Here is a 19,149-nt window from a genome sequence, read left to right as displayed (position 1 = left end):
ACGCAAAAAAGACCGCAGCCGAAAGACTACGATCTTTTACCATTCATTTGACTGCTGGGTTAGCGAATAACACCACGCTCAGACGTTTCCACAAACTCAATGAAGTGCTTGATTGAAGGCCAGTCTTTAGCCATCTGCTCCAAAACGACTTTGGCTTCAGCTTGAGTTTTGCCTGCACGGTAAAACTCTTTGTAAGCGTTACGTAGTGCACGCAGTTCTGCTTTTTCAAATCCATTGCGCTGTAGACCTACAAGGTTCAGACCAAATGGAGTCGCATGATTACCCTGCGCTAATACGTATGGCGGTACGTCTTTCACCACTGCTGAACAACCACCGATGTAGCTGTAAGCACCCACTTTACAGAATGGGTGAATCGCAGACAGTGCCATAACACCAGCGTAATCTTCAACCGTTACGTGTCCACCAAGGATAGCGTTGTTACCCACGTGTGTGTGGTTACCAACGATAACGTCATGGGCGATGTGAGCATTAACACACAGTAGGTTGTCATTGCCAATCACAGTTGTAGCTTTGTCTTGAGTCGTACCACGGTGAATCTGTACCGCTTCACGAATAACGTTACGATCACCAATCACAACTGTTGTCGCTTCGCCACCATACTTCTTGTCTTGGTTCTCTTCACCAATAACAGCGTGTGGGAAAATACGGTTGTCTTTACCAATGGTAGTATGACCTTTAATGACAACGTGAGACATGATTTCAGTGCCTTCACCAATCTCAATATTACCTGAGATATAGGTAAACGGACCAACCGTCACGTTGGCAGCAATCTTTACATCTCCTTCAATCACTGCTGAAGGATGAATTTGAGCCGTTTCATGAATCATATTAAAACTCTCGACGAGCACATTTTAGCTCTGCAGAACAGACAACGTCACCATCCACTTTTGCAATGCCTTTGAATGCAGCAATGCCGCGACGCTCTTTGATAAATTCTACTTCGATCACTAGCTGGTCACCTGGAACAACCGGTTTACGGAATTTCGCACCATCAACACTAGCAAAATAGTAAAGTTCGTTTTCTGAAGGAGCACCAAATGATTTGAATGCGAGTAGACCTGTCGCCTGTGCCATCGCTTCAAGGATCAGTACGCCTGGAAATACAGGTAGTTGAGGGAAATGACCTGTAAACTGAGGTTCATTCACTGAAACGTTTTTAATCGCAGTAAGGTATTTCTCTTCTTGAAAGTCAATAACACGATCAATCAGCAAAAATGGGTAGCGATGAGGGAGTAATTCCTGAATTTCAGTGATGTTCATCGTTTTGTTTTCAGTAGTCAAAGTCATATTCCTATGTTGAATGCTAATTTGTATCTGAGAGGCATTATAGATGAAAAAGACCCGCAATACGCGAGCCTTTTTAGTTTCATCTAGAACTAGGCGTCTTCTTTATTTTCTAGCTGTTTTTCTACAGCTTTCAAGCGCTTGTTCATATCGTCAATTCGATGAACACGTGCCGCAGTTTTTCGCCACTCTTTGTTCGTTTGTAGCGGAATACCTGAAGAGTACATACCTTTCTCTTCAATACCACGCATTACCATCCCCATACCTGTGATAGTAACGCCATCGGCAATGTCAATATGACCATTGATCACAGCGCCGCCGCCGATGATACAGTATTTTCCGATCTTAGTACTGCCCGCAACAATGGTACCACCAGCTATGGCAGTACCATATCCGATGTGTACGTTATGAGCGATCTGCAACTGGTTATCGAGAATAACATTATCTTCAATAACAGTGTCATCCAGTGCACCACGATCAATCGTCGTACATGAGCCGATTTCAACACGGTTTCCAATACGAACAGTGCCAAGTTGAGGGATCTTAATCCACTCACCTTTTTCATTCGCATATCCAAAACCATCAGCACCGATCACTGTATTGGCTTGCACTAAGCAATCTGCACCTAGCTCAACACTGTGGTAAATGCTCACGTTTGACCAAAGTTTGGTATTCGCACCAATTTTGGCGTTTTTGCCAATAAAGCATCCAGCACCAATCACAACGTTATCGCCCAGTTCCACACCGGATTCAATCACTGCATTCGCACCAACAGAAACATTGGTACCCAACTTAGCGTCACTCGCAATCACAGCAGACGGAGCGATTGATTCCGCTGGCATCGGAGTGGTATCAAGCGCTTGAGCGACTCTTGCAAACGCGACATACGGATCGGCGACGACCAGTACATTACCCACGCACAGTTCACGTTGCGCTTCTTTTACCATTACAACTGTTGCTTGGCAGTCTGATAAGTGTTTTGCATACTTAGGATTAGACAGGAAGGTAACGTGACCTGCCTGTGCTTTATCCATCGGCGCTACCATGGTCACTGTCGCGTTCGCGTCACCATGTAGCTCGCCCCCGGTAATCGTCGCCAATTCGGCTAAAGAAAGTGTCGCCATAATCAATTATTTTAGTTGTTTAATTACTTTTTCTGTCACGTTGAATTCAGGTTTGCCGTATTGCATAGTTTGAATATCAACAATAATGTCGTAGCCTTCTTTTTCAGCCACTTTTTTCACTGCATCCTGAATAGTTATAAACAGTTTTTGCTTCTCTTCTGCTTCACGACGTGCGCTAGCTTGTTCCAAAGCTTGGCCCTTGATCTTGTACTTGCTATCAAGCTGACCAATTTCAATACGTAGTTTCTCTACTTCTTCCTGACCAAGTAGTTCACCATCACGCTGCAACTTCTCAATCTTCGTTTTTGCTTGCGCTTTGATCGCCTTTAGCTCGTCAGCTTTGTCCTTGAACTCTTCTTGCATTTTTTGCAATACGACTTCACGTTGAGGAAGCGCTTGAAATACTTGAGCTGTATTCACATAGCCGATCTTTTGCGCCGCTTCAGCAGCATTTGCAAAAAAAGAAGACGTCATCACAACAAGGCTTAGACCAGCCGCTTTAATCGTTTTATTCACTTTTATTTCCTCTAGATTAGAAGGTTCTGCCGATGGTGAAAGTGAAGAACTCTTCATCATCACCTTCGTAACTTTCAATAGGTTTCGCAATGGAGAAGACTAATGGTCCCATTGGAGACATCCACTGCAACGCCGCACCATAAGACGCACGATAGTTTGTCGGGTCAGAGAAGTCACCATAGTATGGATCATTCGCATACTTAGGATCGTAGACAAACTCAGTGTCCCATACACTCGCGGCATCAATAAACACACTGGTACGGATTTGACTTCTCACTTCTTCAGAAGCGAAAGGCGTTGGTACGATAAGCTCTAGGCTTGCAAGAGCAACTGCGTTACCACCGACTGAATCGTCGGTTGCTGACACACAACTGCTGCTATTACAGGTATCTGGGTTGCCGTTGGTTGTGTAAACCGCTTTAGGACCCGCACTGTTTGAGCCAAAACCACGTAGGGTTGTAAAACCACCCGCATAGTAGTTTTCATAGAACGGGAATAAGTTGTCGTTGCCGTCGGTTTTGCCATAGCCATTACCATAGCCCAAGCGACCACGCATCAGTAACGTAAACTCATGCTTCTTAGTGATCGGCACGTACTGCCTTACATCATACTGGAATTTGAAGTACTGTGCGTCTGAGCTCGGTACCGTTGCCTTAGCAAATGCACGTTGATAGTTACCAGCAGTCGGGAAGTAACCACGGTTAAGGTTATTTCGCGTCCACGCAATGTTCATATCAAAGTCATTGGTAATGATATCACCGTCGGCTTGACCGATACTTTGAGCAAAACGTTGGGCTTGGTCGTACGTCGGAACATTACCAATCTTGTTGTGAGTGTAGCCGACACCAATTTCAAAACGGTTCAGCTCATCGAATGGGAAACCCCAAGTTAAGCTGGCACCATAACTTTCGTTGGTGTAGTCAACGATACCCGCTTCCGATGCTTCAAACTCGTTGTAGAAGATCTTTCCGCCCAAACTAACACCATCAAGGTTCCAGTATGGATCACGGTAATCTAAGCTGATGTTTTTCTGGTAGTCGTTCATCATTGCATTGATACCAACGCGGTTACCACTACCCGCAAAGTTATCTTGCTGAAGACCAACCTGGAAACTCACACCAGACTCGGTACCATAACCGATACCAAAGTTAACGCTGCCTGAGTTCGCTTCTTTTACGCTGTAGACCAAATCCACTTGGTCTTCACTACCGGGTACGCGAACGGTCTGCACATCAACGGTTTCAAAGAAACCTAAACGGCTAAGACGGTTTTTACCCGTTTCAATCGATTTGGAGTTAAGCCAGCTGCCTTCCATTTGACGCATTTCACGACGTAAAACTTCATCTTTCGTCGCATTGTTGCCCACAAAACGGATATCGCGAACATAGATACGGTTACCCGCTTCCACGTTCACCACCAGCGAAACAGATTGGTTTTCATCATCGAATTCAGGAACGGTGCGAACTTGAGGATAAGCATAACCTGCTTCGCCTAGCAGGCGTTTAACGCCTTCTTCCAATCCAGTTACCGCAGAACCGTTGTAGGTTTCACCCGGTTCAAAAGTAACTAGATTTTCAAATTCTTGCTCTTTGCCTAGCAGCTCACCACGGAATTTCACATCTTTTACTGTGTAAGGCAGGCCTTCATTAAGGCCAAGGGTGATATAAACCCCTTTCTTGTCTGGTGAAATCGCAACCTGAGTAGAGTCGATCTGGAACTTCAGATAACCACGGTCTAGGTAATAAGATTTCAGCGCTTCAATATCACCAGCAAGCACTTGTTTTTGGTACTTGTCATCAGATAGGAAGTTCCACCAAGCGACATCCACATTAAGTTCAAAGCGGCTTAGGAGCTCTTCATCGGTGTATTGTGTATTACCAATAAAGTTAATCTGCTTGATCTTAGCTGAAACACCTTCAGTAAAGACAAACTTTAAGTCTGAACGGTTACGAGGCAGTGGCGTCACCACAGCTTTAACGTTCGCATTGTACTTACCTACGCTGTAATAGAAGTCTTCAAGACCTTTTTCAATCGTAGATAGCGTTGTGCGGTCAAGCGCTTCACCAACGCGGATACCTGATGCATCGAGGTTCTGCTGTAGTTGCTCTTCTTTGATTGCTTTGTTACCAGAGAAAGAGATACTTGCAATTGTTGGTCGTTCTTTAACTTGAACCACCAACACATCATTATCTCTTAAAACTTTGATGTCTTCGAAGTTACCAGTGGCATAAAGAGCACGAATCATTTCAGAGACATCTTGGTTATCAACCGTGTCTCCAATACGGACTGGCATTTTTAGTAATGCCGCACCGAGTGCAACACGCTGAAGGCCTTCAATTTTGATATCTTGAACTACAAAGTTCTCGGCACCATTTGCACTCACGCTTGTTGCTAACAAGGTGGCAAACAGAATATTTTTCATCGCCATATTTGTTTTAGTTATTCCTTACTTCAACCTTTACTCAGCTAAAGACGAGCAAAATCATTGAAAATTGCCACTGCCATAAGAGAGAAGATAATAGCTCCGCCTATGCGGAAACCCATTTCCTGTACCTTTTCTGGTACTGGGCGTCTGATTACAGCCTCAATAGCAAAAAACAATAAATGTCCGCCATCTAGCATAGGCAGCGGTACAAGGTTAATAATCCCTAAGTTCACACTGATTAATGCGAGGAACCCCAAGAAATAAACTAAGCCGTAATCGGCCGTCGTTCCGGCTCCTTTCGCGATAGAAATAGGTCCACTTAAGTTATTCAATCCCACATCACCTACTATCAGTTTCTTCAACATACTAATAGTCAGATTGATTACTTGACCTGTTTTCTCAACCGCTTTACCGACTGATTCAATTACACCAAATTGTAAGTCGAAGCGATAATTTTCTGGCCATTCTGCGACTTCAGGTGCGATTCCCGCAAAACCTATTACTTTATCACCTGATAGCTCACGACTATCTGGAATGATGGTCAGTAACAGAGTTTGACCATGGCGTTCAACGACGAGTTCAACCGGAGAGTTAGGGTGCTGCTGAATACTTGTCACCACCTGCTGCCAATCAGTGACTTCAACACCATCCACTTTGGCTAAGCGGTCGCCAATTTCTAGCCCCGCACGTGCACCTGCACCCTCAGGTGAGACACTGGTGAGTCGAGCCGTGATTTCTGGCGTATAAGGTACAAACCCTAACGCTGACATAGCAGACTCTTTCTCGGGGTCAAAGTTCCAATTACGCAGGTCAAAGTGCTTAATTTCTTCGATACCAACACCTTCAACCGGCGCAACGGTTATGGTGAGTTGATCATCGCCAATATGAGAAATCAAACCCATATTAACCGATTCCCAATCCGCAGTTTTGACGCCAGAAACGGCTTTTAGTTCCATACCAGGTTCTAAACCTGCTTCGGCAGCAATAGAATAAGGAGTAACTTGACCAACTACAGGCTTCACAGCGGGAACACCGATCAGAAAAACCAACCAGTATGCAAAGATAGCAAAGAGGAAATTAAATGCAGGTCCAGCGGCGACAATAGCAGTGCGCTTCCACAAAGGCTTTCTGTCGAACGCATATTGCTCGTCACCTTGAGCCAAATCATCGACTCGCCCATCAAGCATCTTCACGTAGCCACCGAGTGGAATAATAGACAGACTGTATTCTGTACCGTCTTTGTCCACCTTACTCCAGATAGACTTACCGAAGCCGATAGAAAACTTTTCGACTCTTACACCACAACGGCGTGCCACCCAAAAGTGACCAAACTCATGGACTGCGACTAATATGCCTAAAGCAACTATGAAGGAAACAAAGTTCCATAAAATACCGGTCATAGCTTACGCTCTCTTACCCAATTGGCCGCTAATTCTCTTGCCATTCTATCGACCTCGAGAATGCTTTCCAAGTCGTGACAGTGCGACTGGTTAGTATCAGCACAGACTTTGTTCAGTACTTTCTGATTAACCACTGCTATATCAGTAAACGACAACTGTCGACCAAGGAATGCGCTGACCGCAACTTCATTGGCCGCATTGACAGCGGTCGTGGCATGTTGACCTTCATAGCAGGCATCAATCGCCAGCTTCAAGCATGGGTATCGAGCATAGTCAGGCTCTAGAAACGTTAGCTGACCAACTTTCGTAAAATCAAGAGGTGCAACACCGGCTGATACACGATCAGGGTAAGACAAGGTTAACGCAATTGGCGTCGCCATATCAGGTTCGCCCATTTGCGCTAACACAGAACCATCGCGATATTGCACCATCGAATGAATAACCGATTGAGGATGAATCAGTACTTTCAGCTGTTCGCGTGATGTATTAAACAGCCACTTAGCCTCGATATATTCCAACCCCTTATTCATCATAGTCGCTGAATCTACCGAAATTTTCGGCCCCATAGACCAGTTAGGATGAGCGATCGCCTCTTCTGGTGTAACACGACTTAGCGTATCAATATCGCTGTAACGGAATGGGCCACCTGAACCAGTAAGCAGGATATTTGAGATACCATGCTGATTTAAATCACAGCGGCCTAAGTTGGTTTGAATCTCGCTCGGTAAACATTGGAATATTGCATTGTGCTCACTGTCAACAGGCATTAGCTCTGCGCCATGCTGTTTGACGGCATCAATAAACAGTTGCCCAGACATGACTAAGGCTTCTTTGTTGGCAAGCAGCACGCGTTTACCCGCTTTCACCGCCGCCATCGTTGGCAATAGACCAGCTGCACCAACGATCGCAGCCATAACGGTATCAACTTCATCAAAGGAAGAGACATGACACATTGCATTAACGCCTGAAAGTACTTCAGTAGCAATGTTCAGCTCTGCCAATTGCTGTTTTAGCGTCATGGCTGCACCGTCGTTTGCCATGACGGCATACTTAGGCTGCCATCTCTGGCACAATTCGCGCATTTTCGCGACGTTGTTACCCGCGGCAAGCGCGACAACAGAAAATTGTTGTGGGTTCTGTTCGATGACTTTAAACGTGCTTGCACCGATCGAACCAGTAGCACCTAAAATTGTTAGCTTACGCATAGCAATAAACCGATTGATGACTTAGGCAAGCCGAAGCTCGCCTAAAAAATGAAGTAAAGAAATGCAAAAACAGGGAATGCCGCTGTCAAGCTATCGATGCGATCCAGCACACCGCCATGGCCTGGGATAATATTACTACTATCCTTTATACCTGATACGCGCTTAAACATGCTTTCGACTAGGTCACCTAATACAGAAATCACTACCGTCACTAAAGTAATTGCAATCATGACCAGTGGACTGGAAAATTCTATATCGAACCAATCAGCAGCTAACCAGCCAATAACCACTGCAGTGATAATACCGCCGATCAGACCTTCAATGGTTTTATTCGGACTCACATGGGGAGCCATCTTGCGTTTGCCCAAGCTCTTGCCGGCAAAATAGGCACCGCTATCGGCAGCCCATACGATCAAACATACATACAACACAAGCTTGGCACCATGGTACGCATCACTATCAATGCCTTCAGCGCGCAGCAGTAACACGCTCCAGAAGAAAGGTAATAGTGTGAGAATACCAAATGCGTGTCGGAGTAATGTTGAGTTTTGCCACAACGCCGAAGACTTGGGATAGGTAATCGCTAATAAGCTTGAGACAATCCACCAAACACAGCCCACTGCTAATACCATATAGTGCGGCTCTACAACTTGGTTGAGACTGATGGCATCAAACGGAATAAAGGCCATACTTAGCGCACTAACTAGTACTGCAGGAATAAGTGCCATCCAACGAGATTTCGGCTCTACAAACTGAGTCCACTCCCAATAGCCAATCAACATTACAGCAGCAATGGCTAGTGTAAACAGTGGCAGCGAGAGTTCAAAAATCCCCAAAATCACTAAAGGAGCAAGGATAAGCGCAGTTATAATTCTTTGTTTCAAACTTAGGTCCTTTATTCACTTTCCATCAATGCCTTGATCTGTTCGCCAGTGCAACCAAAACGTCGCTCACGATTGACAAACCAAGTCACTGCTTCGATCAAGCTGTTTTCATCAAACTCGGGCCAGTATATCGGTGTAAAGTACATTTCTGCGTAGGCCATCTGCCAAAGCATGAAATTACTGATCCTACATTCACCGCTGGTCCGAATCATTAAATCAACTTCAGGTAAATCTGCCATGGTTAAGTGTTGAGTGATCAGCTCTTCGCTAATCTCATCACACGTTAGTTCACCGGCGGCAACCTTAGCTGAAATTGCTTTTGTTGCCTGCATAATATCCCACTTACCGCCATAATTGGCTGCAATGTTAATGACCATTCCTGTATTTGAGGCAGTCATTGCTTCAGCTTGAGCGATTTTCTTTTGCAAGCGGTCATTGAAACGAGAGGTTTCACCAATCACTCGTAGGCGTAAGTTGTTCTTATGCAGTTTTTTCACTTCCGTTGAAAGCACTGTAATGAACAGTTCCATCAAGACGCCAACTTCTTCTTCTGGCCTTCTCCAGTTTTCACTGCTAAACGCAAAAAGAGTAATAGCCTTGATTCCGAGCTTTGCCGAAGTCGCAATGGCTTTTCGTACCGCTGCAACACCATTTTTATGGCCAAACACACGAGGTTTACCTTGTGCCTTTGCCCAACGGCCATTGCCATCCATAATGATTGCGATATGTTTTGGAAGTAAATCAGGGGAGAGTTGTGAATTATGCATAAGACGTTGATAGATAATCGGCAGGGACAAAGAGTAGCATAAAAAAACGCTGTGCTGCGAGCACAGCGCCAATTATGCGTTAAGTTTATGGAGAATTAGACTTCCATCAACTCTTTTTCTTTTGCCGCTAGCACTTCGTCAACAAGTTTAACTGCTGCATCAGTAAGTTTTTGAATCTCTTCCTGACCTTTACGATCTTCATCTTCAGAGATTTCTTTGTCTTTAAGTAGTGCTTTTAGCTCACCGTTTGCATCACGACGGATGTTACGGATCGCAACACGACCACCTTCAGCTTCACCACGAACGATCTTAACAAGGTCTTTACGACGCTCTTCTGTTAGCGGTGGAAGTGGAACGCGAATGATAGTACCCGCAGACATTGGGTTTAAACCCAAATCAGACATCATGATTGCTTTCTCAACTTTTTGAGTCAGCTCTTTATCAAATACCGTGATTGCTAGCGTACGAGCATCTTCTGCAATAACGTTCGCTACTTGGTTAAGAGGTGTTGATGCGCCGTAGTACTCGACCGAGATACCAGATAATAAGCTTGGGTGCGCACGACCTGTGCGAACTTTAGAAAGGTTGTTCTTTAGCGCTTCAACGCTTTTTTCCATGCGCTCTTGAGCGTCTTGTTTGATTTCGTTAATCACAATATCACCTTAATGTGTAAATCTTTCTCGAAGAAAGCCTAATAGGGAGTCTTCAAAAGGCAATACCGCAGCATTAAATCTGCTGCGGCGATTGGAATTACTCTGCATCGCTGATTAGCGTGCCTTCTGCTTCACCCATAACCACGCGACGTAGTGCGCCTGGCTTATTCATGTTGAATACGCGAATTGGCATTTTGTGGTCACGAGCTAACGTGAACGCTGCCAAATCCATCACTTTCAGTTCTTTATCAAGAACAGCATTGAATGAGAGCTTATCATACAGTTCTGCGTCTGGGTTTGCTACAGGGTCAGCACTAAATACGCCATCCACTTTTGTCGCTTTTAGAACTACGTCCGCTTCAATTTCAATACCGCGCAAACAAGCAGCAGAATCCGTCGTGAAGAATGGGTTACCAGTACCTGCTGAGAAGATAACCACGCGGCCTTGGCGAAGTTCGCGGATAGCATCAGCCCAGTTATAGTCGTCACACACACCTTTCAAAGGAATTGCTGACATTACACGAGCATTCACGTAAGCACGGTGCAGTGCATCGCGCATTGCTAGACCATTCATTACTGTTGCAAGCATACCCATGTGGTCGCCCACAACTCGGTTCATACCCGCTTCAGCTAGACCTGCGCCACGGAAAAGGTTACCACCACCGATTACCACACCCACTTGAACACCAAGTTCAACCAGCTCTTTTACTTCTTGTGCCATACGATCAAGGATCGCAGGATCGATGCCGAAACCTTCATTGCCTTGAAGAGCTTCACCACTCAGTTTTAACAGAATACGTTGATACGCTGGTTTAGGGTTCGTTGTCATGGAGTTTACCTTCCAAAAAGAGAGTTATTGATTAACAGTCATGGATAGAGGAAAGAACCTAGTGATTCGTTCTAAGTCGCTAGAGAAGACCTTGGCACTCTAGGGACTTGACACTGACATCTAGGCGTTGTTTCCCCTATTCATCACGGCTAACCGTTTACTACCGTTATCGTAAAAAGACCGCAGCCAAGGCCACGGTCTAATATTTGCACAATTCGCTAAGGATTAACCTTTTTGAGCTAGTGCTACTTCTTCAGCGAAGCTTAGGCCTTCTGCTTTCTCGATACCTTCACCAACTTCTAGGCGAACGAACGTAGAAACTGAAGCACCTTTTTCTTTCAGCATTTCGCCAACAGTTTTCTTAGGCTCCATGATGAAAGCTTGACCAGTTAGAGAAACTTCGCCAGTGAATTTCTTCATGCGGCCTTCAACCATTTTCTCTGCGATTTCTTTTGGCTTGCCTTCGTTCATAGCGATTTCTACTTGAACTTCACGCTCTTTCGCTACTACTTCAGCTGGTACGTCTTCTGGGTTCACGTATTCTGGACGTGAAGCAGCAACGTGCATTGCAACGTGCTTAAGAGTTTCCGCGTCGCCTTCACCAGCAACAACAACACCGATTTTCTCGCCGTGACGGTAAGAAGCTAGTGCAGCACCTTCAACGTATTGTACGCGACGGATGTTGATGTTTTCACCGATTTTAGCAACTAGAGCTACACGCTCTTCTTCGAACTTAGCTACTAGTTCTTCAACAGATGATTTAGCCGCTAGAGCTTCTAGAGCTACTTTTTCAGCGAATGCTGTGAAGTTACCATCTTTAGCAACGAAGTCAGTTTGGCAGTTAACTTCAAGAAGAACAGCAACACCGTTTTCTTCTTTGATGATGATTGCGCCTTCAGCCGCTACGTTACCTGCTTTCTTAGCAGCTTTAGCAGCACCTGATTTACGCATGTTTTCGATTGCTAGTTCGATGTCAGCGTTTGCTTCAACAAGCGCTTTCTTACATTCCATCATACCTGCGCCAGTACGTTCGCGCAGTTCTTTAACTAGAGCAGCAGTAACAGCCATTCTCTATTCCTCAGTTGATTCTGGATTTGGTAAAAAACAGGGGCCTACATTTTCGGCCCCTGCTGATAACTATAACTCAGTTTATGCTACAACTTGGTTGCACATAGACTAAGTGTGACTCGGAGCCGCTATTATTCAGCTTCTACGAAACCGTCTTTCTCAGCAACAGCAGCTACGTCTTTGTTACGACCTTCAGTTACTGAAGCAGCAGCAGCGTTTAGGTAAAGCTGAACTGCACGGATCGCATCGTCGTTACCTGGGATGATGTAGTCAACGCCGTCTGGGTTAGAGTTAGTATCTACTACAGCGTAAACTGGGATACCTAGGTTGTTAGCTTCTTTAATCGCAATGTGTTCGTGATCAGCATCGATTACGAATAGAGCGTCTGGTAGGCCGCCCATGTCTTTGATACCACCAAGAGATTTCTCTAGCTTCTCCATTTCACGAGTACGCATTAGAGCTTCTTTCTTAGTTAGTTTGTCAAAAGTACCGTCTTGAGCTTGAGCTTCAAGTTCTTTTAGACGCTTGATTGATTGACGAACAGTTTTGTAGTTTGTAAGCATACCGCCTAACCAGCGGTTGTTTACGTAGTACTGGTTGCTTGCGATTGCAGCTTCTTTAACAGCTTCAGATGCAGCGCGCTTAGTACCTACGAATAGAACTTTACCTTTCTTCTCGCCAACTTTAGCTAGTTCAGCTAGAGCTTCGTTGAACATTGGTACAGTTTTTTCTAGGTTGATGATGTGAACGCGGTTACGAGCACCAAAGATGAATGGCTTCATTTTTGGGTTCCAGTAACGAGTTTGGTGACCGAAGTGAACACCAGCTTTCAGCATATCGCGCATTGATACAGTTGCCATTTTAAAATCCTCTATGGGGTTAGGCCTCCACATCCCCCATAACTCCGACTAGGCTTCTGCCCAGCACCCCGGAATATGTGACGGAATGTGTGTGATTTAAAGATATAAGTTAGTCGGAAGTAATCAGTTTCGCCACCTGATAAACGTTCAGCTAGAGAGAACAGACCACATTTCCGGCGCGCTTTATACCATATTTTTGCCTATCATGGCTAGTAAAAAAACGATTGTTAGGGATGAGAGTGCACTATTTTCATTCCCACACGTACTATCAAAAGATGAAGAATAATTCTCATTATGTTGTGTTCCTGATAGAATGCGCCGATTCGCACTCACTTGTGCACAAGAACAAATAGAGAAAGCCGATGTCAATCAAGATTAAAACAGCTGAAGAAATCGAACGTATGCGACTAGCGGGCGCGTTGGCCGCTGAAATCCTAGAAATGATCGAACCGCACATCAAAGAAGGTGTGACAACAGATGAGCTAAACCAAATCTGTCACGATTACGGGATTGAAAAAGGCGCATATTCTGCACCTCTTGATTACCATGGATTCCCTAAATCAATCTGTACGTCCATCAACCACATTGTATGTCACGGTATTCCAGCTTCAGCAGACGAAGTAGGCAGCAATGGGCAACTGAAACCTGCTGTGCTCAAAAATGGCGACATCATTAACGTTGATATTACCGTTATCATCCCTAACGATGCTGACGCTGATTTGTCTGTCCGCCCAGAGGGTTACCATGGTGATACATCGAAGATGTTCTTTGTCGGCGAAGTATCTCCTGCTGACAAACGTCTATGTATGGTCACCCAAGAAGCGCTATACATTGGTATGCGTCAAGTGAAACCAGGCGCAACCGTTGGTGATATTGGTACGGCAATTGAGAAATACATCAAAACTAACAACAAGAACAATCCACGCAATAAGTTCTCTATTGTTAAAGATTTCTGTGGTCACGGTATTGGTAACGAGTTCCACGAAGAGCCTCAAATCGTTCACTACAAAAATAACGACCGCCGAGTACTAAAAGAAGGCATGTGTTTTACCATTGAACCAATGATTAACGAAGGTAAGTTTGGTGTGACTGTTGATGCCGAAGATGATTGGACGGTTTACACTGGTGATGGTAAGAAGTCAGCCCAGTATGAACACACCATCTTGGTGACGAAAAACGGCTGTGAAGTGTTAACGCTGCGTAGCGATGACACCATCCCTCGCCTAATGAACAACGCATAATCAACGCAAGTTCCTCAAATATCCCCGCCCAGTCGGGGATATTTTTTTATCCTTATAAGTCTGATAGATTGGTCATCAGGACTGTTTTGCATGGATTCGCTGTATGCCGTTTCAATCACCACTCACTTTTGACGATCAACAGCTCACAATTGCTGAGTTAAAAAACCAGCTAGAAAAATTTGCTGATTACCAGAAACAAGAGTTTCTTGCCCATCACCCAGTGACCGACTTGGTATTAGGTCGAGCTGAATATATCGACCTACTTCTCAACCGTTTGTGGCAACATTTTGGCTTTACCGCCTTACCTAATATTAGCCTTGTCGCTGTTGGCGGTTATGGTCGAGGTGAACTACACCCACTGTCAGACATCGATATCCTGGTTGTATCGCGTAAGGCACTGCCTGATGCACTTGCCAGCAAAGTGAGTGAATTCATTACCCTACTTTGGGATTTACGTTTAGAAGTCGGCCACGCGGTACGTAGTGTCGAAGAGTGTGCTGCCATAGGACGTGAAGACCTCACGGTGGCGACGAACTTACAAGAGGCTCGTTTGCTATGTGGTTGCGAAGATACCTTTCACCAGCTAAAAATGGTGATTCATTCAGAATCATTTTGGCCAAGTGAGATTTTCTACAAGGCCAAGGTTCAAGAGCAGCGCGACCGACATGCTCGTTACCACGATACGACTTACAATTTAGAGCCGGATATTAAGTCTACGCCAGGTGGTTTACGTGACATACACACTCTGAGTTGGGTCGCACGTCGTCACTTTGGTGCAACGTCTCTACTCGAAATGAGTCGCTATGGATTTCTAACCGATGCCGAGTACCGAGAACTGGTCGAGTGTCAGGATTTTCTATGGCGCGTTCGCTTCGCGTTGCACATTGAGTTAAAACGCTATGATAACCGCCTCACCTTTGCTCATCAGCCTCAGGTGGCTGAAAGCCTTGGATATACTGGGGAAGGAAATCGAGGCGTTGAGATGATGATGAAAGAGTTTTATCGTACGCTTCGCCGCGTAGCAGAACTGAATAAAATGTTACTCAAGCTGTTTGATCAGGCGATCCTCGACAACGGTATCGAAGATAAGCCAGAAGTTCTCAGCGAGGATTTTCAGCGTCGCGGTCATCTTATTGAAGCGCGTAAACCTGCGTTATTTCAGGCGCGTCCTGAAACTATCTTAGATATGTTCCTGCATATCGCGAATGATTCAACCATTGAAGGTGTCTCGCCACCGACCATGCGCCAACTAAGAACCGCTCGTCGACGCCTGAATAAATTTTTACACACCATTCCAGAAGCTCGTGAAAAGTTCTTAGAGCTTTGTCGTCATCCAAATGCACTACACAAAGCCTTCAGTCTGATGCACAAACTTGGAGTACTAGCGGCCTATCTGCCTCAATGGAGCCAAATCGTCGGCCAGATGCAGTTTGATTTGTTTCATGTCTATACCGTTGATGAACACAGCGTGCGACTCCTAAAACATATCAACACCTTCGGCTACGCTAAAAACCACGATAAACACCCTATCTGCTGCGAAGTCTATCCGAGAATTCAGAAAAAAGAGTTATTGATCATCGCAGCCATTTTCCATGACATAGGCAAAGGTCGTGGGGGAGATCACTCGGTTATTGGTGAAGGTGAAGCGTACGATTTTTGTATCGAACACGGTTTATCTAAGCCTGAAGCAAAGCTAGTTTCTTGGTTAGTTAGAAACCATCTACTGATGTCTGTGACCGCTCAGCGCCGTGATATCTATGATCCGGAGGTGATTACTGAGTTTGCGAAACAAGTTCGTGATGAAGAGTATTTAGAGTATCTGGTTTGTCTCACGGTCGCGGATATTTGTGCCACCAACCCAGAATTATGGAACAGCTGGAAGCGTACCTTGCTTGCGGAGCTTTTTTACTCAACGCAACGAGCACTGCGCCGCGGCTTGGAAAACCCTGTCGATGTTAGGGAACGTATTCGTCACAACCAACAATTAGCCTCGGCTTTGCTGCGCAAAGAAGGGTTTAGTGCCCGAGAAATTGAAGTATTGTGGCAGCGCTTTAAGGCAGATTATTTTTTACGCCATACACACAAACAGATCGCTTGGCACTGTATGCACTTACTTCGCCATGAAGACCATACCAAGCCACTGATCCTTATGTCTAAAAAAGCCACTCGTGGTGGTACAGAAGTGTTTGTCTATAGTAAAGACCAGCATGCGCTTTTCGCCACTGTGGTCGCAGAACTTGACCGACGTAACTTCAACGTTCATGACGCGCAAGTCATGACCAGCAAGGATGGTTACGTACTCGATACTTTTATGGTTCTAGATCAGCATGGTGAAGTGATTGACGAAAGCCGCCATAAAGCAGTGATTAAACATCTGGCACACGTACTTGAAGATGGTAGACCAACCAAAATCAAGACACGCCGGATTCCGCGTAACCTGCAACATTTTCAGGTCAAGACGACGGTCGATTTCCTACCGACAAAGAGCAAAAAGCGTACCTTACTCGAGTTTGTCGCTCTGGATACTCCTGGATTGCTGGCAACGGTAGGAGCAACCTTTGCCGATTTGGGGATTGATCTGCACGCTGCGAAGATCACAACCATTGGCGAACGTGCCGAAGACTTGTTCATCATTACTAGCCAAAATGGTGGCAAATTAACAGAGGAAGAACAGCAAGAATTGCGCGAAAACTTGATTAAAAACATCGCTGAACTGGCACCGTAAGCGATCTCGACCACAAGTTATTAACTTGGTTAAAAAAGCGCTGTCTACCACGAATATTGACTGCTACATTAATAGTGAATTGTTAATCCCTACTCGCTTTGAGTAGGGATAGTCACTGCAACACAATAGAGGTAGCCTATGTATCCACACCTCACTGGTTTAGGTATTCACGATCCTAAACAAATTGAGCGCTATTCCCTTCGTCAAGAAGCGCACAAGGATGTGTTAAAAATCTATTTTCACAAACAAAAAGGTGAGTTGTTCGCGAAAAGCGTCAAGTTCAAATACCCACGACAAGAAGCGAGAAGCGAGAAGCGAGAAGCGAGAAGCGAGAAGCGAGAAGCGAGAAGCGAGAAGCGAGAAGCGAGAAGCGAGAAGCGAGAAGCGAGAAGCGAGAAGCGAGAAATTTTTGGAAGGTTGACGTGAAAGCGTCAACCTTTTTTTCTGGATTTTAGAACAAAAAACTCTGTATCAGATACCTGCACCTCTCGAAGGGCGCAGCCCGTTCTAAATTCTCGTAGGACGAAGTCCGTTCTCGAAGCGCAGCGTTCTAATTTCTCGACTCTCGGAGCGAAGCGTTCTAGATTCTCGTAGGGCGAAGCCCGGTCTCGAATCTTTAAACAAGCCAACCCGCATATTTGCCAACCAGATAAAGCGCCACACCCGCCATCACACCAGCGACAATATCATCCAGCATAATACCTAACCCACCATGTACTCGCTTATCCAACCAGCCGATAGGCCATGGTTTTACCATGTCGAAGAATCGGAACAGAACAAAGCCCGTTAACAGCCATTTCCAGTCATATGCCGACAGGTTTAGTACTGGGACCACTAACATGGTAATCCAAAAGCCAGCAAACTCATCCCATACAATTGAGCCATGATCATGAACCCCCATATCATCCGAGGTGACTTGGCAAATTTTTACACCGACGATGCAAGCAACGACGAGTGCAACAAGATACAAAGGCAGAGGTAATTGCACCAGCAGCAAATAGAAGGGGATCGCCGCTAGCGTACCCATCGTACCCGGCACGATGGGCGATAGACCACTACCGAAACCAGTCGCAAGTAGGTGCCATGGATTTTTTAATGAGATAAGAGAAAGAGGATTTGTCATAACTGATTATATCTTACTTAAAGTGATCGTAGCCGCTTAGGTGCCAGTCGATTGGTTGCCCATTACTGTGCAGTTCAAAGGTTCCCTGAGGACGAATCTGGCCGATACATGTTACCTTAGCGCCACAATGTGCGAGTGCACTTTCAATCGATCCCTTGTTCTGCTCAGGGACGGTAAAGCACAGTTCATACTCTTCACCACTTGATAACGCATATTGCAGAGCAAGCTCTGCACTGCCTACAAACTGAGTAAGTTCATTAGAAACAGGAAGTTGTGCTACGTCAAGGCTTACCCCAACGTGTGAGCGATTCAATATATGCTTGATATCAGAAATCAGTCCGTCAGAAATATCGATAACGGAACTAGCCAAATTGAGTAGTGCTTGCCCCACCAGCACTCTTGGTGTTGCTAGGTAATGACGCTGCTCCAGTTGCTCGGCAAAAGGCTTACGACGCAAACTGTTATCAAGCACCACATCTAAGCCTGCTTTGCTGTCACCGAGCACCCCGGTAACGTAGACCCAATCGCCAACCTGAGCACCATCTCGACGTAATGCTTTATCTGCATCCACTAAACCCTGCACGGTTAAAGTGATACTTAAAGGCCCTTTAGTGGTATCACCACCAATTAACTGGATTCCGTAGTAATCCGCCAACTCAAAGAAAGCATCACAGAAGGGCGCCAGCCATAACTCATCTGGGCTCGGCATAGTTAACGCAAGTGATACCCAACTCGGGGTCGCCCCCATTGCTGCAAGATCACTAATATTGGACGCTAATGCCTTGTGCGCAACCCAGCTAGGGTTTGCATCAGCCAGGAAGTGTGTCCCTGCAACTAAAGTATCGGTACTGATCGCCACAGAAAGGTTCTCTGGTACTTTTACCAATGCACAATCGTCACCTGCGGCAAGCACAACGTCTTTCCGTTGCTTCTGACGATTAACAAAATATTTTTCAATCAGATTAAATTCACCAGACATACTATGACCGTTAAATTATTGAATGTTTGGACATAAAAAAGGTCA

Annotated in this window: 17 protein-coding genes and 1 pseudogene; 3 read left to right on the top strand and 15 right to left on the bottom strand. The window is 45.3% G+C overall.

Translation table 11 applies throughout. The annotated features are described in order from the left end of the window. Window positions 1-59 precede the first annotated feature (59 nt). The 13 genes from lpxA to rpsB form a co-directional block, all read right to left on the bottom strand. Entirely contained in the window at window positions 60-848 is a 789-nt protein-coding gene (gene lpxA / locus QTN94_RS03250) for an acyl-ACP--UDP-N-acetylglucosamine O-acyltransferase (protein ID WP_331416116.1), read from the bottom strand. Window position 849: 1 nt separating this feature from the next. After that, window positions 850-1,302 (bottom strand): 3-hydroxyacyl-ACP dehydratase FabZ, encoded by a 453-nt coding sequence (gene fabZ / locus QTN94_RS03245; protein WP_138973449.1) that lies wholly within the window; start codon window positions 1,300-1,302, stop codon window positions 850-852. A 95-nt stretch (window positions 1,303-1,397) separates the two neighbouring features. After that, window positions 1,398-2,429, bottom strand: a complete 1,032-nt coding sequence (lpxD, locus tag QTN94_RS03240; protein WP_331416117.1) for a UDP-3-O-(3-hydroxymyristoyl)glucosamine N-acyltransferase — start codon at window positions 2,427-2,429, stop codon at window positions 1,398-1,400. Between the two features lie 6 nt (window positions 2,430-2,435). Then, entirely contained in the window at window positions 2,436-2,945 is a 510-nt protein-coding gene (locus tag QTN94_RS03235) for an OmpH family outer membrane protein (RefSeq protein ID WP_331416118.1), read from the bottom strand. 16 nt (window positions 2,946-2,961) lie between these two features. After that, window positions 2,962-5,373 carry an outer membrane protein assembly factor BamA gene (gene bamA, locus QTN94_RS03230; protein ID WP_331426846.1) on the bottom strand — a complete coding sequence of 804 codons (2,412 nt, stop codon included), beginning with the start codon at window positions 5,371-5,373 and terminating at the stop codon, window positions 2,962-2,964. Window positions 5,374-5,411: 38 nt separating this feature from the next. After that, a complete protein-coding gene (gene rseP / locus QTN94_RS03225) occupies window positions 5,412-6,770 on the bottom strand; it encodes a sigma E protease regulator RseP (protein WP_331426844.1) in 1,359 nt (452 codons plus the stop codon). Beyond that, window positions 6,767-7,975, bottom strand: coding sequence for a 1-deoxy-D-xylulose-5-phosphate reductoisomerase (gene ispC / locus QTN94_RS03220; protein WP_331416121.1), 1,209 nt, complete (start codon window positions 7,973-7,975; stop codon window positions 6,767-6,769). Before ispC ends, rseP begins: the two co-directional genes overlap by 4 nt. A 41-nt stretch (window positions 7,976-8,016) precedes the next feature. Further along, a complete protein-coding gene (locus QTN94_RS03215; RefSeq protein ID WP_138973454.1) occupies window positions 8,017-8,859 on the bottom strand; it encodes a phosphatidate cytidylyltransferase in 843 nt (280 codons plus the stop codon). An 11-nt stretch (window positions 8,860-8,870) separates the two neighbouring features. Beyond that, entirely contained in the window at window positions 8,871-9,626 is a 756-nt protein-coding gene (locus QTN94_RS03210; RefSeq protein WP_138973455.1) for an isoprenyl transferase, read from the bottom strand. A gap of 95 nt (window positions 9,627-9,721) precedes the next feature. Next, window positions 9,722-10,279 (bottom strand): ribosome recycling factor, encoded by a 558-nt coding sequence (frr, locus tag QTN94_RS03205; protein WP_138973456.1) that lies wholly within the window; start codon window positions 10,277-10,279, stop codon window positions 9,722-9,724. A gap of 97 nt (window positions 10,280-10,376) precedes the next feature. Further along, complete coding sequence (gene pyrH, locus QTN94_RS03200) at window positions 10,377-11,108, bottom strand: UMP kinase (protein WP_138973457.1); 732 nt, start codon at window positions 11,106-11,108, stop codon at window positions 10,377-10,379. Window positions 11,109-11,333: 225 nt separating this feature from the next. Continuing rightward, entirely contained in the window at window positions 11,334-12,176 is an 843-nt protein-coding gene (tsf, locus tag QTN94_RS03195; protein WP_269376689.1) for a translation elongation factor Ts, read from the bottom strand. Between the two features lie 131 nt (window positions 12,177-12,307). After that, window positions 12,308-13,036 carry a 30S ribosomal protein S2 gene (gene rpsB / locus QTN94_RS03190; protein WP_269376688.1) on the bottom strand — a complete coding sequence of 243 codons (729 nt, stop codon included), beginning with the start codon at window positions 13,034-13,036 and terminating at the stop codon, window positions 12,308-12,310. 362 nt (window positions 13,037-13,398) lie between these two features. On the opposite strand from rpsB, the gene map reads away from it, so the two are divergent. The 3 genes and pseudogenes from map to QTN94_RS03175 form a co-directional block, all read left to right on the top strand. Then, complete coding sequence (gene map / locus QTN94_RS03185) at window positions 13,399-14,277, top strand: type I methionyl aminopeptidase (RefSeq protein WP_138973459.1); 879 nt, start codon at window positions 13,399-13,401, stop codon at window positions 14,275-14,277. Between the two features lie 103 nt (window positions 14,278-14,380). Then, window positions 14,381-17,002 (top strand): bifunctional uridylyltransferase/uridylyl-removing protein GlnD, encoded by a 2,622-nt coding sequence (gene glnD / locus QTN94_RS03180; RefSeq protein WP_331416122.1) that lies wholly within the window; start codon window positions 14,381-14,383, stop codon window positions 17,000-17,002. Window positions 17,003-17,140: 138 nt separating this feature from the next. Continuing rightward, window positions 17,141-17,299, top strand: a pseudogene (locus tag QTN94_RS03175) (DUF3461 family protein); the annotation flags it as partial. Between the two features lie 319 nt (window positions 17,300-17,618). Here the strand turns inward: QTN94_RS03175 and pgpA are convergent. Both pgpA and thiL read right to left on the bottom strand, forming a co-directional pair. After that, window positions 17,619-18,125: a phosphatidylglycerophosphatase A gene (gene pgpA, locus QTN94_RS03170; RefSeq protein WP_331416124.1), complete on the bottom strand. Its 507-nt coding sequence runs from the start codon at window positions 18,123-18,125 to the stop codon at window positions 17,619-17,621. A 13-nt stretch (window positions 18,126-18,138) separates the two neighbouring features. Further along, window positions 18,139-19,104 carry a thiamine-phosphate kinase gene (gene thiL / locus QTN94_RS03165; RefSeq protein ID WP_331426842.1) on the bottom strand — a complete coding sequence of 322 codons (966 nt, stop codon included), beginning with the start codon at window positions 19,102-19,104 and terminating at the stop codon, window positions 18,139-18,141. Window positions 19,105-19,149 lie beyond the last annotated feature (45 nt).

This window comes from Vibrio sp. M250220 (assembly GCF_036533795.1).
GTDB lineage: Bacteria > Pseudomonadota > Gammaproteobacteria > Enterobacterales > Vibrionaceae > Vibrio.
The sequence above is the reverse complement of the archived record's forward strand: the minus strand, read 5'-3'. Positions and strand labels throughout refer to the sequence as shown.